Genomic DNA, 14,431 nt, shown 5'->3' with positions numbered 1-14,431 from the left:
AACTGCAGTGAAACAATAAGATAAAGGGGTTAAACTGTTGCGCAGATCAGCAATCCTTATGATTATTATGCTACTACTTGTTACGGCCGCGTCTCCTGCTAACGGAGAGGGGGCGGAACCACAGCGCATTCAGCTGGCCTTTGCAGGCGATATCCTGCTGGACGGCTTCGTGGGCGAGCAAATTGCCCGCTACGGGGTGAATTATCCATTCGCGAAGGTCGCGCCGGTCCTGCGAAAGGCAGATCTGGCTTTCGCTAATCTGGAGACGCCGGTATCTACCAGGGGGACGCCCTCACAGAAAAGTTTTGTTTTTCGTTCCAATCCCTCAGCTTTGAGCGGGCTGACCTTTGCGGGCATTGACGGGGTAACTCTAGCGAACAATCATATTCTGGATTACGGCAAGACGGCAATGCTGGATACGTTGGTTCATCTGGACAAATACGGAATTGGACATACCGGTGCAGGCGCCGACATCAAGCAAGCGTTCAAGCCCTTTGTGAAGACGGTGAAAGGGAAGAGGATCGCTGTGCTCGGCGTCAGCCGTGTGCTCCCTAGCCCTTCCTGGTATGCGGGGCCTTCTACCCCCGGTGCGGCTTCGGCGTATACGCTAGAGCCCCTGCTGAGCGAGATCAGGGCCTCATCCAAGGTCAATGATTTCACGGTTGTGTACATCCACTGGAACGAGGAGTTTAAGGATTACCCGGAGAAATATGCCCGCACCCTGGCTAAACAGATCATTGACAGCGGAGCGGACATGATTGTAGGCGCGCATAGTCATTGTCTGATGGGCATTGAGTATTACAAGCACAAGCCCATCTATTATTCGTTAGGCAACTTTGTGTTTAACCGTTCCACCCGTGGAGGGGATAAGACGCTTCATTCCATGCTGCTGAACATTGAGCTCAAGGGCTCGGATATGACGGGGCGGATCACTCCCGTGAAGATAATCGCGGGTCAGCCCAATTTTATGGGGCCGGATTACAATGCTCAGACGATACAGCGCCTCAACAAACTTTCTTACAATGCGAAGATTGATTCGTCAGGCGAGGTAAGGGAGAAGTAAGGCTTTTTGCTCTGGAATTTGGACTATAGCGGCAATGACAAAGAGGGTGCCTCATTTACCATGATAAATGGTGATGAGACACCCTTTTGCTCGGTACGAGCAGCTCTAAGGCTGGAGTGCCTATTCGTGCACTGTGAGCCGAGCTTCTGCGGGAGTACGTGGTTTGGCTGGGGGGATCACTTCAGGGTAACCGATATGCAGCACGCCTACGATTTTCTCGCCAGGAGCAACGCCGACGGCTTCCCGGAAGAAAGGGGAGAACATGTAGGGGTTGGTCTTCCAGACGACGCCCAGCCCCTGCTCCCATGCGGCGAGCTGAAAGCTCTGAATCCAGCTGCACACGGCGCCGAAGTCCTCTGTCCATTGCTTATCCCGCGGGTCTTCCGGCATGACGACAATGAGGTGAACCGGGATCGTCATATACTCCTTCCGCCGCTGAATCTCGTATTTCTGCCGTTTTTCTTTCGACATGGCGCCTAGCACGGCTTCCGTAAAGGTCTCCCGGGCAGCGCCCTTGTATTGGATAAATCGCCAAGGCTCCCGTAGCGCGTGATTAGGCGCCCAGTTGGCGGTGTTCATTAGTGAAAGCAGCAGCTCCTGTGGAACAGGCGTGCTCTTGTATTGCCGGATACTCCGACGTTCCCGGATCGCTTGTGCAACGGGAGAAGCGGGGGAGTTATTCATTTTCTGTGCCTCCTGTATGCCCGTGTAATAAAAGTGATTCTCTCAATTATACTATAGGAATTGGTTTGAGATCTAAAGTTCCGGAGAGAGAAGTCGATGGATAGCGATGCATTTTTAATGGATTTATCTAGTGCAATGTAAATGATGTATGAGCAATTTATATATTTTCCATAAATAGCTTTCAATGAAAGCTATTTTCATATAAAATAAGTTACGAAATCTTAACTTTGTCGAATAAACGCGTATCTTTGTCGAAAATGTTGTCGATAAATATCAAAAAATGTAGAAATAAAATTGACAGGAAAGAAATAGCACCTTACAATGCAGATATGGCGTAATCATTACTACTTTATAGAAGCTTTGATAGCTTTTAACTCTAGTGATTATTTAGGTGTTATTTCAAGGGAGGATACTTAAGATGAAAGCAACAGGAATTGTAAGAAAAGTAGATGAACTGGGACGTATCGTAATTCCAATTGAACTGCGTAGAACAATGGGAATTGACATAAAAGACCCGCTCGAAATCTTCGTTGATGGCGAAAAGATCATTCTCAGAAAATATGAGCCTACCTGCATCTTCTCCGGCAGTGCGGAAAACCTGATCAACTTCAAAGGTAAAATGGTCAGCAAAGATGTTCTCGATGAGCTAATTTCAAGTTTCGACAGAATCTAATTCAGTTTCCGGCCAGTCCGGGAATGTTCAGCCTAAAGAGGCCGGTTCGCAGCACAATATTGTGCTTGCTGACCGGCCTTTTGTCATGCTCTAAAAGGGATATTAGGGTGCTCCCTTGATGGATTGACCTCAACCTCAATATTTGCATGAACATCAACTTAATCTCAACATTTGCACCAACACCAACACCAACACCAACACCAACACCAACACCAACACCAACACCAACACCAACACCAACACCAACACCAACACCAACACCAACACCAACATTAACCTCAACCTCAACAGTCGCTTTGTCTCGTAACGGACTCCAGAGCCTTTATTGCCTAATCAGAAAACCTTTCAGGAAGCTAACGGACTCCAGAGACGCTATGGGCAGAAATCCTGCTCCAAATCAGCTGTTTGGGGGAAATAGCGCCCTCTGAGTCCGTTGCAAGCTCCAGAAGCAGCTTTATTTGCACATAACGGCAATACGGTCCGTTAGCTCCCTTCCGTGCGTGAGCTCCAACATTTTAAACCAGGTGCTTTGGCGAAGCTATAGAAGATATATAAGATATAGAAGTTATATATGTTATATAAGTTATATATATCCATCTATGTATAATAGATCTATCTTATATTGATATAAACAAAGCAAGATGAATTTATCCATCGCTATCCCGCTGGCTTTCTTATATCATAGAATGCATAAATACAGCACAAGAAGGGAGTTACTTCATGAGTCAAGAAAAAAACAGGTTTGAGCAGAACGGACAAATCCCGCAGTTGAAGAAGCCGGAAGCGGTCATCTTCGATATGGACGGGACCTTGTTCCAGACGGAAAGCCTGCTGTTGCCGGCCTATCACAAAATGTTCGACATTTTGCGCGAGGAGGGATTATATACAGGACCAACACCACCGGAGGAACGTATCCTTGGAAGTCTTGGTATGCTGCTGGATCAAATCTGGAAGATTGTAATGCCGGAGGCGGGGGAGCATGTACATCGCCGCGCGGATGAACTGCTGCTGCAGTTGGAGATTGAAGGCCTGGAGGCTGGGAATACGCTGCTTTATTCGCAGGTGGCAGAGACGCTGATGGCATTAAAAGAGCGTGGTGTGCGTCTGTTCGTTGCCAGCAACGGCTTACAGGACTACATCCACAGTATTGTAGTGGTGCATGAATTGAAGGAGCTGTTCGAGGGCTTGTACAGTGCAGGCGGGCAAGGAACAGCAACCAAGACTGACCTGGTGCGCATTCTGCTGGACAACCATGGAATTGGCAGCGCATGGATGGTGGGAGACCGTTCATCTGACGTAGAGGCGGGTAAAGGAAACGGGCAGACCGTGATTGGCTGTGCCTACGCAGGCTTCGGACGTCAGGATGAGCTGAAGGGCTCCGATGTGATTATCAATTCTATTGCCGAGCTGCTGGAGCTTTATGACAATGCGGAATAAAGCAGTTTGACTGATTTAATTATATTTTCATACAAAATACGATGGTAGCTTCCGCCCGTACTGGCTGCGGATGATAGCAATAGCAGTTAAACAAGTGAAAAAGCCTCAGTCCGTGTATTTCGGGCTGAGGCTCTTTCAGTGATGAATGGGAAAGAAGCGAGGGAGAGACATGGAGGGAGAGGGAGTGTACCTCCCTATTCTTCGGTGACTTTGGAAGCCGCCGGAGCTTCCTTATTCCTGTGAATCCACAGCGCATATTCCAGCGGTCGTACCAGCGATTTACGGTACGTTTCGGTGTCGCCGGACCGGAGAAAGACCTCGCGGGCGGGCTTGGGATTGACCTCCAGGATATAGATTTTCCCTTCACGGTCAATGGCAAGATCCAGGGCTAGCTCGCAGAGGGAGCTGAAGCAGTCCTCCAGATAGGCAGCAGCTTCGATCCCCAGCTTCTCGGCCGTTTTCATCACCTTCACGGCTTTCTCCTGACTGCCGAGCCACCCCCTGAGCAGCTTCTCAGCTCGAACAGCATGGCCGCCGCCATGCAGGTTAGAGGTTACGCTGCGCGCCGCACCGACACGTCCGGCCATCCCCGTCAGCTCCCAAACCCCATACCCGTTCTTCTGAACCAGCATGCGGTAATCATGGAAGCGTCCGCTCGGCAGACGCAAAGGAATGCCCTGCTGTGCAAGAAAGGTAGTTCCAATACACCACTGGCGGACTACACTGTCAAGCTGGGAGAGCGAGACCTTGCGGGGGGAGATAATGCGGCGGTTCTGCCGGCGGCCCTGAATATCGAAGATGCCTTGTGCACTAGCCTTCTTCTCGATACGAAGAATGCCGCGTCCGCCGGTGCCGTTAATCGGCTTGATATAGACGACGGAATGGTTTCTCAGCATCCGTTTGAGATCAGTGAAAGACTGATAGAGTAGCGTCTCCGGAAGATGTTGCCGGAAACGCTGCTTTTGCGAAAAGGTTTGGTGGATGGTCCATTTGTTACGCAATGGCCGGTTTAGAAAAGTCAGATGATTGTAGCGGGCGCGGAAGCGAAGAAGCTGCTGGAAGCGGACGCTTTTCTGGATACGGCAGCGATCAAAGATCATAGCCGGCAAGGCCCGCCACTTGCGGGACCATTTTCCGGTTTTGGGGTCATAGACCATCGCGTAAACTTGCTCTTTCGAGGCGTGTACATCCATAGGCGTAAAGACAAACACATCCAATCCGAGCTTGCCGCCTTCAATAATCATCCTCCGATACACACTTTTTTCTTCGAGCTGCTTGGCATCGTTCAGATATAGCGTAAGAATGCCTAAGACGGGTTGCGACACAGTAGTTCACCTTCTTGTGTAGAGATGGTAGTACTTCCCGTATGTTCGGGCGAACGCAGCTCAAGCGTAGGCTTGCCGGTCGGCCCGGTGGTAAGAGCCACGGCAGCCAAGCCGGCACGGAAGCACATCTTCAGGCTGGGGGTATTGTCACTAGCGACACTGCATTCCAGTCTGCCGAGGCGTTGCAGCTGAGCCGTTAGAAGCGAAGAGCCGGTATGCTTTCCCCGGTAGAGTGGATGGACAGCGACAAGGCATGCTTCCTTGCCGAAGCCGGACACGAAGCTCAGGCCTGCGAGCTGGCGGCCATGCTGGCCGCGCACGGTAGCGATCAGCAGCGAGACACCAGGTAGGGCAAGCTGCTCGGGTGTTAATGCAGCCAGTGCCCGGTAACCCTGGAGCGTGATCCTCCGATCACCGTGCTGCCGGATAAAATGCAGCAGGCCGTCCAGCCGAGCAGTCCACTGTGCAGGGGATGTGTCATAAATGGAAGAGATTTGCATGTCTTTGTCACTTCCTTCAGGCAAGTTTAATCGGGGAGCTGGGACAGATGCTGGCTGTACTGGAAGATCCGTTCCAGCGATAGCTTGCGAATCGCCGGTTCATCGAATTTCATCGGTCGTGAATTAGCCTCGAAGAACCAGAGGCCTCCGTTATGGTCGACTCCAAGATCCATGGACATTTCCCCCAGTCTATACTCGGAGGCTCGCTCGATCTGGCGGGCCATTAACAGAGCTGTCGTGGGCACACTCTTGAGAATGGCCGCAGCCCGTTCGGTACTGAAGGTACCCTCCAGCATGCTGGAGGGTTCTTCGATGGTGCCGCCGCGCGGTACATGTGTGGTGATGCTCCGGGCACCAGCCAGCCTTGCGCCGATGCCTGTTACGCCCCAGTTACCCCGGCTGTTCTTTTGCAGCAGCACGCGGAGATCGAAGGGACGTCCGCGGTGTGTGGCCAGGTCAATAGCCTGCTGGACGATATAGCGAGCCGATCCCTTCTCTTTACTAATGCGACTCCAGAGGCGTTCCATGGAAGCTGTTTTGTAGGTGACATTTTTTCTGCCGGTCTGGATTTGCAGCCTGTAGGGCAGTGCCGTATCCGCAAGATATTTCAGCCGCATGATGCCTTTACCAGCTTTGCCGCTCTCGGGCTTCAGGTAGAGACTATCATGATTTTTCAGCATGGCGGTCAAGGTGCCCGGGCTGCGCAGTCGGCGGGTCGTGGGCACATGCTTCGAGGTGAAGCGGGAGCTGTGCAGCCATTCGAACAAATTCCATTTGTTGAAAAAATACGGATTGTACAGATGGATGTCTGGATGCTCCAGACATTGGGCAATTTTGCGGGCCACCGGCTTTAGCTCTTCCTTTTCCCTGTTTGCCACCCGATTATAGATGACCTGTGGCAGTGGTACAGGGATGCTGTACCACTGCTTGCCACTGGGAGAAGGAATGAAACCGTTGATGAACCGTTCCTCCAACTTGAGATCACGGACCGTAACTACGTATACAAGGTAGCCCAGTTCTTTGCCCGTACGGATAATATCGCGGAAATTACTGCGATTTCCACAAAATTTCAGTCGCTTGTCACTGGTGGTGAGAATGGCGATAATGGGCTTGCTCTCATCGGGAATGCGGGTGTTCAAGGCTCATCCCTCCTGCGGAATTTGCTGAGATACAGGCAATGTTCCAAAATATGCTCGATGGAAGCTCTGCCCTCAGCGCGCAGGGAAGGGTGGCGGAAGATAGAGCGTCCGGGCTTGGCATTCGCCTCGAACATCCAGATTTCCTCGTCCTGGTCGATCCCGAGATCGAAGCCGATCTCGCCCAGCAGATGCCGGTGCTGGATTTCCAGCGACTCTGCCAGTTTGATAGCAGTACCCTTGGCACGCTGAAGCACCTCATCGGCCTTGCTTCCAAATACACGGCCAAGCGCCTGCTGTGGCGTGAGCAGCGCACCGCCATTCTTGAGGTGGGTAGTGACGCTACCGCGTCCGGCTTTCTTGGCGCCGATGCCTACGACAACCCACTGGTTACTGCCATTCTTGTGCATATGAAACCGGAAATCGATAGGGCAGCCGTCAATTTCAATGAGGCGAATGCCCTGCTGCACGATATAATTCTGAAGCTGCTGACCGTGGCGGCCCCGCAGCATACGCATCAGGCTCTCGAAGCTTGAGAAGCGCAGCAGCACGTTCTTGCCGTTCTTACGGTAACGGGCAAAATAGCCCTTTTTCGGTAAATAGGTAAGCCGGTATATGCCGTGCCCCAGACTGCCTGCCGACGGTTTGTAATATACGAAATGATGACGGTCCAGCATGTCACGCATTTTATCTACGTCGGGATAGGTGTGGGTCTCCGGCACGTAGCGGTTCGCCGCTGAATCGTTCTCCAGCAGCCTATAAATATCGGATTTATTGAAGAAGCTCCAGTTGAAGTAGGGGATCTTCTTGCGCATGAACCGTTCCCGCAGTTGGTTGATGTAGGGTGAGGTTTCTGCTCTTCTGCTGGGAAGCCGGTTATAGACGACATCAGGCAGCGGCACCATTTTGCGTTCGAATTTGCCGCTTGAGGTTAGGAAATAACCGTATATCTGTTCCTGCTGCCAATTGATATCGCGTGGGGTGAAGGCAAAAATATAGCATTTATTGCTTCCTTCTCGCAGCAGTTGTTTGATGAATCCTGTGCGGGAACCGAAGGGCTGGGAAGAGGAAGTCGGTCCGTCGGACAATATACCGACCAGCGGCCCGAGCTGCACCTCATCGTTCTCCAAATTGCGCAGGTAAATGCCGCCCGACTTCGGAACCTTGATGGCGCTCTTCACACCAGAGGCGAGGAACATATGCTTGCCGGCTCGCTTGATGGGTTTGATGATCGCCGGAATCGTATCCTTACCCAGCCGTAGGCGGATGTTTTTCTTGCCAGATAGCTTCAGGCTTTTCATCAGCGAGCCCGATACATATACGACTCTCTGGGGCTGTTTGGTGAAATGGACATTGCAAAAAGTGAGACCCATTTATGAATCCTCCTTAGGAATCATTGATTTATTCCCGTGTGAATGAAGTCGCAGTGGTGGCCATGTCGGCTGCCCACGCCTTGAAAGTAGCAGATGGCGGGCGTAACGCAGCGGGTTTTCAGCAGAAAGTCTGACCGCCCGGCGGTCGCCTGTCAGACGGAACACGGATCGCCCCGGCTTGGAATTGGCTTCGAGCAGCCAGATTCGTCCGCCTTCGTCAATCCCGAAGTCGAGGCCGAGCTCGCCAAGTCTGCCGCAGGCATTCTCCAGCACAGGCGGCAGGAAGGCTGCATAACTGGCCAGCTCTTCCAAGATTTCTTTGCCTGCCGAGCCGTATTCTGCTGTCAGGAAGGGCAATGGAGAAACGGCAGTTCCTCCGCCGTGCAGGTTCGAGGTAAGTGTCCCCTTGCTGCCGAGCCGGACGGCCATACCGGTGAGTCCCCACACGCCACTGCCGTCTTTCTGCATAAGAACACGAACGTCGAACGGCTGACCTGTGCTGCCAGTGAGGTGCAGATAAGGTTGTATAATATAGCGGCGTGAATCGATGAAGTCGTGTATCCAGTCGAGACCTTCCTGCCCGCTGGCAAAAACAAGATGGAACGGTGTGTTGGCACCGTCCCGGCCACTCACGCGAAGCCCCCCTGTGCCTCCATGAATCAACCTGGCATGTAATGTGCGCTTGCCATGCGAACCGGCCCTGGGCTTCAGGAATACGCCGTATTCTCTCTCTGCGAGCATGGTGCCTAGTCTGTCCCGGCCAGTATAGATCCGGGTCTCGGGCAGTAGCGGAGCCGTTCTGCGAATAGACTTCAAAATCTTGTAGACGCTCCATTTGTCGGGCAGTCCACGGGACCAAGGCAATGAGCGGGGAAGGGCAGCTAGTGCTGCCGATGCTTCCTGCCGTTCCTCCCGGCTGCTGTAGAAGCAGCGGTTGTAGACAACATCTGGCGGTGCGGTCGTAACGTTCTGCCAGATCCCGTCTTGCCAGACATACCCGGTAACACTTGATCCGTCTGTTGCTACTCCTTCAGGCTGGAAGACGAGGACACCCAGATTGAACAGTGGGGCGGCCTGGCACAGCTGACTACAAAAGGCGGGCTCTGCGATAGGAGGGCTGCCGCTGTGGCGGCCTGTCATGACGCCAAGAAACCCTAGTGCCGATGTCTCCATGAGGTCCTCCTTATAAACCGGCCAGGTAACGGCAGTACAGAACCATTTGTTTGACGGACGGTCTTATTTTTTGATCGTTCAGCGGTGTGTTGTCGTTCTTGGATGGCTTGGAGTTCACTTCCAGAAGCCAGATCCGGCCGGATTGGTCGAGGGCCAGATCGATTCCAAGTTCACCGAAGTGAGCGGGGATATGACTCTCTATCCCGCGGGCTATAGCAAGGGCGGCTCGGGGCAATCCGAGCTGCACACTATCCTTCACACCGGAAGGAAGGCTGCTTTTGTTCACCGCTTCCCGGACGGTGCTGAGAGTACCGCCCCGCGCCAGATTCGACACGAAATGATTGTTGCCAGCCGTACGGGCGACGATGGAAGTAACACCCCATTTGCCAGTGCCATTCTTCTGCACCAGAGCCCGGAAATCGACAGGCCTCCGACCCAGTTCCATCAGCGGAAGGCCCTGCTGGATTTGGTAACGGGTGCTTTTCATTTTGGGGGCGATGGCCTGAAATAGCTTCGTAAGACTGGGGTAGGACTGCTTGCGGGTACCCATAGGTGTGGTGGACTGCAGCCGGTATCCGCCGCCTTCTTCCCTGGAAATGCGGAGGATACCCTTGCCTAGACTTCCGCGTACAGGTTTCAGGAAGACGCTCTGGTAATGACTGCACATTCTCTTCAGAACGGCAGAACCGGTCAGCATATGAGATTCTGGCAAGTACCGCTGCAAGGAGGTATCCTGTTTCAATGCTTCGAACACCTCTGTTTTGTCAAGGAATTTTTCGTTGAAGAAATGTGTGCCGTAGCGTGATTTTACATCGGCCAGGAAATGCTGTACGCTAGGTTTGTTCTCTACCTTGCGCGTGGTGAGTCGGTTGTTGATGACATCGGCAATGGGCAGACTTCGCTTACGCCAGCCCTCTTCGTATACCCAGCCCTGAATGGAAGAACTGGGTGTCTCCAGCGCTTCAGGGGTAATGAAATATACATAGGCTCCCTGTGCATGGCAGGCATTGGTCAATTCCCGGCAGAACATCGTGATGGCTCCAAACAGCCGATCGGGCTGATCGGGATAGTGGCGGCTGACAAGAACGCCGATCAATGGTCCAAGCCGGAGGGTGCGGCTACCCGTGCTGTAGGAGACGTTAAGTTTATGCCGGAATTTAAATCCGGCCCGCCCCGCCAGCCCCTCACTTATGCGCAAACCGTCGGACTTTGGAACCGGAATGACGGTTACGTCCTGCCGGAATGAGCCGAAGGCGAGCTGAAGCGTACCGTGTGCCGGAATTTTCAATCTTTTCATGGATCGGTCTCCAAGCATGAGGGCATTTTCCTGCAGGATGCTCGATTGGACCGTTTGGACAGGGATCTTGAGCTTAGACATCTTGGATCTCCTTCCGGTAGCATGATGCCGGCAAATTGATAGCTAAGGGTTGCATATCATTCATCATATGGAGACATCTGACCCTTGGTGATTGACCTATTTTTTTAATAACAATCTAGGAGGAATGAAGTAATGAACGTTTATGACAAAGCACATGAATTGGCACGGGCCATCAAAGATAGCAGCGAGGTGGCAGATATTTCTGCAGCGATGAAGCTGGTTGATGCTGACCCTGAAGGTAAAGCGATGCTGGAGAGCTTCCGCCAGAACCAGGCAGAAATGCAGCAGCGTATGATGAGTGGAGAGATGCCGGCACAAGAAGAAATGGAGAAGATGGAGAAGCTGTTTGAGGTGCTGAACCTGAATCTCGGCATCCGTCGCCTGTTCGATGCAGAACGTCGCCTAAGCGTAGTGATCGAGGACGTAAACAAGATTATTACGGAGAGCTTGCAGGAGCTTTACGGAGAACTGGGCTAATCCTTAGCATTCTACGTGTCATATAAAAAAAGGGTACTCCCTCGGCGAAAGCCTGGGGAGTACCCTTTTTTTTAGTGAGAAAATACATGACAATACACAGCAAAGAGGTTCACGTCATTATTCCTGCTTGCTAAAATAACCTGACCAAACAATTCGTTCAGAAGGTTAAAGTTGCCTGTGGGAGCTAACGAACAGTAGGTTTAAGGCTGTACGTGTAAGCAAACGTTCTGTAGGTTGAGGACTGCACGTGTCGGCTAACGACTGTAGGCTGAAGACTGCATATGCGGACTAACCACTGTAGGTTGAAGACTGCACGTGTGGGCTAACGGACCGTAGAGTCGTTATTACCGCATAAAACTACTCCTGAAAAATGTAATGGACACAGGTGACGTTATTTCGTCCCCAACAGCGGATTTTGAACAGGATGTCTATGCATAGGGTCTCTGGGGTCCGTTAGCTTCTTGAAGGGGGGAATCTCTAGTCAATAAAGTCTTTGGAGTCCGTTACCGGAAGAAGCAGCCACTAATTTTGAAATGGATTCCACTTTGAGATGAACCCAACATAGTTTAGTGTGCTAATAGACAATTCTGACAAACAAACTGTAATCAAAGAAGTTCACTCGTTTATTCCTGCTTGTTCTCAATAGCACAGAGCAGAATGCCCGCAGCTATGCCGAGCCTTCGGTCGATCATGGTTTTTCTGTCGTCCGCAAAATCGGCGGTCACTTTGGACACGAACGGATTGAAGTTCCGGCGGAACACTGGAATGGATATCCCGTCTACCACGACATTGTAATTCTGGGGAATGATAGGGAAGATTCGACACAGCAGCGCCATAGCGATGCTCTCCTCCTTGATTTTTCCAATCTCCAGGTCATGGCTGTCGAGGATGGTCCATTCGTCCTTTAAAATCGATTTGAATCCCTTGCGCCGCAATGCACCGAGATGTTCTCCGGTTTCAGTGTCATGCACATCATAGGTGGCCCCGAAGTCGATGATGCTGCGGGCTTTGATGCGCAGAAGTTCTTTGTACATACTCTCATCCGTATAGATGGAGATATCTTCCTTGAGTTTGAACGCTTTAAGATGGGAGTATAAGACCAGCTCTCCTGCACTGTCATAGATATGGAGTTTGGCCCCCAGGACGGAGAATACTTTTTTACGAATAACGTATTCGGTATGGGTAAAGGCTCTGTTCATGGCATTCCACGCCTCTCTGATTGGATGAAGTGCAGCGGTCGTTATGTACTATAGGGCTATACCTTCTTCAGTTACAGATTATACCAGTCCTGAAAGTCAAAGATAAGTTTTTTGTAGACTTGTCTCATATTTCCGGCTCTGTGTTCATAGAGTAGAGATATAGATTCACACGGCCACTGTGAATAAACTTTGGACAAGGAGCTGTTTTCCATGAAAAAAAGAAATAAGTTCAAGCACAGTCTTTACCTGATCATAGCACTGGCTATGCTGCTGTACGCTATTCCGAAGCTGTCGCTGGCCAATGGGCCGAGCTGGGTGTTCGGATTTGGGGTTGTTTGGTCGGTCTTTGCTTTTCTGGTCATTGCTGCTCATCTGCACTTTATTATTGGGGTGGATGAGGAGAAGCAGAAGCGGCTGGAGGCTGTACGTAAGGAGAAGATTGCAGCCTGGGGCCGGTGGTATGAGGAGAAGAGAGTCGTGCAAAAATGATAGATTGCCGCAGGACAACCCCCTGAATTCACCATAATGGTGAGCGCAGGGGGTTTTTGAGGTTGCATGGAGTATCCCGGATTTCTCTCTGACCGAGCCCTGAAACCCTGTTGAACTAGGGCTTTCTCCCCGTGTATAATAGAACAGTATAGTACAGATCGGGTCATGGGGGTGTAACAGTTGGAAGGTCAAGGCGATGCAATTACCAAACATGAACAGCTGCTGCAGCACATTGAAAGTCTAAAGGTCGGTACCAAGATATCGGTCCGCAAACTGGCAAAAGAATTGGCCGTCAGCGAGGGTACGGCGTACCGGGCCGTCAAGGAAGCTGAGAACCTCGGCATTGTAATTACCAAGGAGCGGATCGGCACCGTTCGGGTGGAGAAGAAGCCGCGCAATATTTCCGAGCAGCTCACCTTCGGAGACGTTGTGGATATTGTCGAGGGCCATGTGCTGGGCGGCGCGGGCGGCTTGAACAAGCATTTGCACAAGTATGTCATCGGGGCGATGAAGGTCGACGCGATGATTCGTTATATCGATGCAGACAGTCTGCTGATTGTCGGGAACCGTGATGATGTCCATTCGCTGGCGCTGGAACAAGGGGCCGGGGTGCTGGTCACGGGGGGCTTTGGAACAAGCCGCGAGGTTAAAGCACTGGCTGACCAGTTGGATCTGCCGGTGATTTCGTCCAGACATGATACCTTTACGGTCGCATCGATGATTAACCGGGCGATTTTCGACAGGCTGATTAAGAAGAAAATCATGCTCGTGGAGGATATTCTGGATAGCAGGCCCAGGCTGCATACGCTGAAAATATCCAGTACAGCCGGCGAATTGCTTCAGCTGTCCCAGGACAGCGGGGAGCAGCGGTTCCCGGTAACTGATGAATGGAACCGCGTCATTGGCATCATCGGCCGCCGTGATGTGGAGACCTTGACGGCAGGGCAAAATATTGAGAAGGCGATGATTCGCAATCCCGTCACTGCCGGGCTGCAAACCTCCTTGGCATCAGCGGCTCAGATCATGATGTGGGAAGGGATCGACTTCCTGCCGATTGTGGACCGCAACCGCAAGCTGGTCGGCTCACTGACTCGTAAGGAAGTGCTGCAGAGCTTGCGGGATGTTCGCAATCAGCCACAGCTTGGCGAGACCTTCGACCATCTCATCTGGAACGGATTCGCGGAAGAGCGGGACGAGGAGGGGCATTTGTTCTTTCACGGCTTCATCACCCCGCAGATGGCAACGGATCTTGGGACGATATCGGAGGGAGTGCTGTCTACGCTGATGACCCTGTCTGCGTTCAAAGCGGCCAAGGACATCACCGGCAATGACTATGTGCTGGACAATATGTCCACCTACTTCATTCGGCCGGTGCAAATTGAGCATTCTGTAATTGTTATGCCGAAGCTGCTGGAGAGCAGCCGCCGGACCTGCAAGATCGAGATTGAGATCAGTCACCAGGATACGCTCGTAGCCAAGGCTGTGCTGATGCTGCAATCGATCGACCACGGATAAGGGCAACTG

15 protein-coding genes are annotated in these 14,431 nt (G+C 51.9%); 7 read left to right on the top strand and 8 right to left on the bottom strand.

The annotated features are described in order from the left end of the window. The first annotated feature begins 58 nt into the window (after nt 1–58). On the top strand, nt 59–1,063 hold the full coding sequence (locus tag ACFVU8_RS21310) for a CapA family protein (protein WP_483875056.1): 1,005 nt from the start codon (nt 59–61) through the stop codon (nt 1,061–1,063). A gap of 120 nt (nt 1,064–1,183) precedes the next feature. On the opposite strand, the gene ACFVU8_RS21305 is transcribed toward ACFVU8_RS21310, so the two are convergent. Next, on the bottom strand, nt 1,184–1,747 hold the full coding sequence (locus ACFVU8_RS21305) for a nitroreductase family protein (protein WP_387430032.1): 564 nt from the start codon (nt 1,745–1,747) through the stop codon (nt 1,184–1,186). A gap of 418 nt (nt 1,748–2,165) precedes the next feature. Between ACFVU8_RS21305 and ACFVU8_RS21300 the strand changes: the two genes are divergently transcribed. The 3 genes from ACFVU8_RS21300 (at nt 2,166) to ACFVU8_RS21290 (ending at nt 3,857) form a co-directional block, all read left to right on the top strand. After that, nucleotides 2,166–2,420, top strand: coding sequence for an AbrB/MazE/SpoVT family DNA-binding domain-containing protein (locus tag ACFVU8_RS21300; RefSeq protein WP_066374154.1), 255 nt, complete (start codon nt 2,166–2,168; stop codon nt 2,418–2,420). Nucleotides 2,421–2,566: 146 nt separating this feature from the next. Next, nucleotides 2,567–2,848: a hypothetical protein gene (locus tag ACFVU8_RS21295; protein ID WP_387430030.1), complete on the top strand. Its 282-nt coding sequence runs from the start codon at nt 2,567–2,569 to the stop codon at nt 2,846–2,848. 292 nt (nt 2,849–3,140) lie between these two features. Next, a complete protein-coding gene (locus ACFVU8_RS21290) occupies nt 3,141–3,857 on the top strand; it encodes an HAD family hydrolase (protein ID WP_387430028.1) in 717 nt (238 codons plus the stop codon). Nucleotides 3,858–4,051: 194 nt separating this feature from the next. On the opposite strand, the gene ACFVU8_RS21285 is transcribed toward ACFVU8_RS21290, so the two are convergent. Genes ACFVU8_RS21285 through ACFVU8_RS21260 form a run of 6 tightly spaced genes read right to left on the bottom strand, consistent with a single transcriptional unit; the run spans nt 4,052 to nt 10,742 of the window. Beyond that, nucleotides 4,052–5,182, bottom strand: coding sequence for a YheC/YheD family endospore coat-associated protein (locus tag ACFVU8_RS21285; protein WP_387430026.1), 1,131 nt, complete (start codon nt 5,180–5,182; stop codon nt 4,052–4,054). Beyond that, complete coding sequence (locus ACFVU8_RS21280) at nt 5,164–5,682, bottom strand: GNAT family N-acetyltransferase (RefSeq protein WP_387430024.1); 519 nt, start codon at nt 5,680–5,682, stop codon at nt 5,164–5,166. Before ACFVU8_RS21280 ends, ACFVU8_RS21285 begins: the two co-directional genes overlap by 19 nt. 26 nt (nt 5,683–5,708) lie before the next feature. Beyond that, on the bottom strand, nt 5,709–6,821 hold the full coding sequence (locus ACFVU8_RS21275) for a YheC/YheD family endospore coat-associated protein (RefSeq protein WP_387430022.1): 1,113 nt from the start codon (nt 6,819–6,821) through the stop codon (nt 5,709–5,711). Continuing rightward, a complete protein-coding gene (locus ACFVU8_RS21270; RefSeq protein WP_387430020.1) occupies nt 6,818–8,191 on the bottom strand; it encodes a YheC/YheD family endospore coat-associated protein in 1,374 nt (457 codons plus the stop codon). Before ACFVU8_RS21270 ends, ACFVU8_RS21275 begins: the two co-directional genes overlap by 4 nt. Further along, nucleotides 8,192–9,364 (bottom strand): YheC/YheD family endospore coat-associated protein, encoded by a 1,173-nt coding sequence (locus ACFVU8_RS21265; protein WP_387430018.1) that lies wholly within the window; start codon nt 9,362–9,364, stop codon nt 8,192–8,194. A 10-nt stretch (nt 9,365–9,374) separates the two neighbouring features. Continuing rightward, nucleotides 9,375–10,742 (bottom strand): YheC/YheD family endospore coat-associated protein, encoded by a 1,368-nt coding sequence (locus ACFVU8_RS21260; RefSeq protein WP_379464932.1) that lies wholly within the window; start codon nt 10,740–10,742, stop codon nt 9,375–9,377. A gap of 132 nt (nt 10,743–10,874) precedes the next feature. On the opposite strand from ACFVU8_RS21260, the gene ACFVU8_RS21255 reads away from it, so the two are divergent. After that, nucleotides 10,875–11,219, top strand: coding sequence for a YlbF/YmcA family competence regulator (locus ACFVU8_RS21255; RefSeq protein WP_175374248.1), 345 nt, complete (start codon nt 10,875–10,877; stop codon nt 11,217–11,219). Between the two features lie 623 nt (nt 11,220–11,842). Here ACFVU8_RS21255 and ACFVU8_RS21250 read toward each other — a convergent pair. After that, entirely contained in the window at nt 11,843–12,418 is a 576-nt protein-coding gene (locus ACFVU8_RS21250) for an LURP-one-related family protein (protein ID WP_387430016.1), read from the bottom strand. Nucleotides 12,419–12,628: 210 nt separating this feature from the next. Here ACFVU8_RS21250 and ACFVU8_RS21245 point away from each other — a divergent pair, with 210 nt between their 5' ends. Together ACFVU8_RS21245 and ACFVU8_RS21240 are read left to right on the top strand one after the other, a co-directional pair. Further along, nucleotides 12,629–12,907 carry a hypothetical protein gene (locus ACFVU8_RS21245; RefSeq protein ID WP_379464930.1) on the top strand — a complete coding sequence of 93 codons (279 nt, stop codon included), beginning with the start codon at nt 12,629–12,631 and terminating at the stop codon, nt 12,905–12,907. 180 nt (nt 12,908–13,087) lie between these two features. Then, complete coding sequence (locus ACFVU8_RS21240; RefSeq protein WP_175374251.1) at nt 13,088–14,422, top strand: DRTGG domain-containing protein; 1,335 nt, start codon at nt 13,088–13,090, stop codon at nt 14,420–14,422. Nucleotides 14,423–14,431 lie beyond the last annotated feature (9 nt).

The organism is Paenibacillus sp. NPDC058177, assembly GCF_042883835.1.
Classification (GTDB): Bacteria; Bacillota; Bacilli; order Paenibacillales; family Paenibacillaceae; genus Paenibacillus_AQ; species Paenibacillus_AQ agri.
Note: the sequence above shows the minus strand (reverse complement) of the source record. Positions and strands in the feature narration are given on the sequence as shown.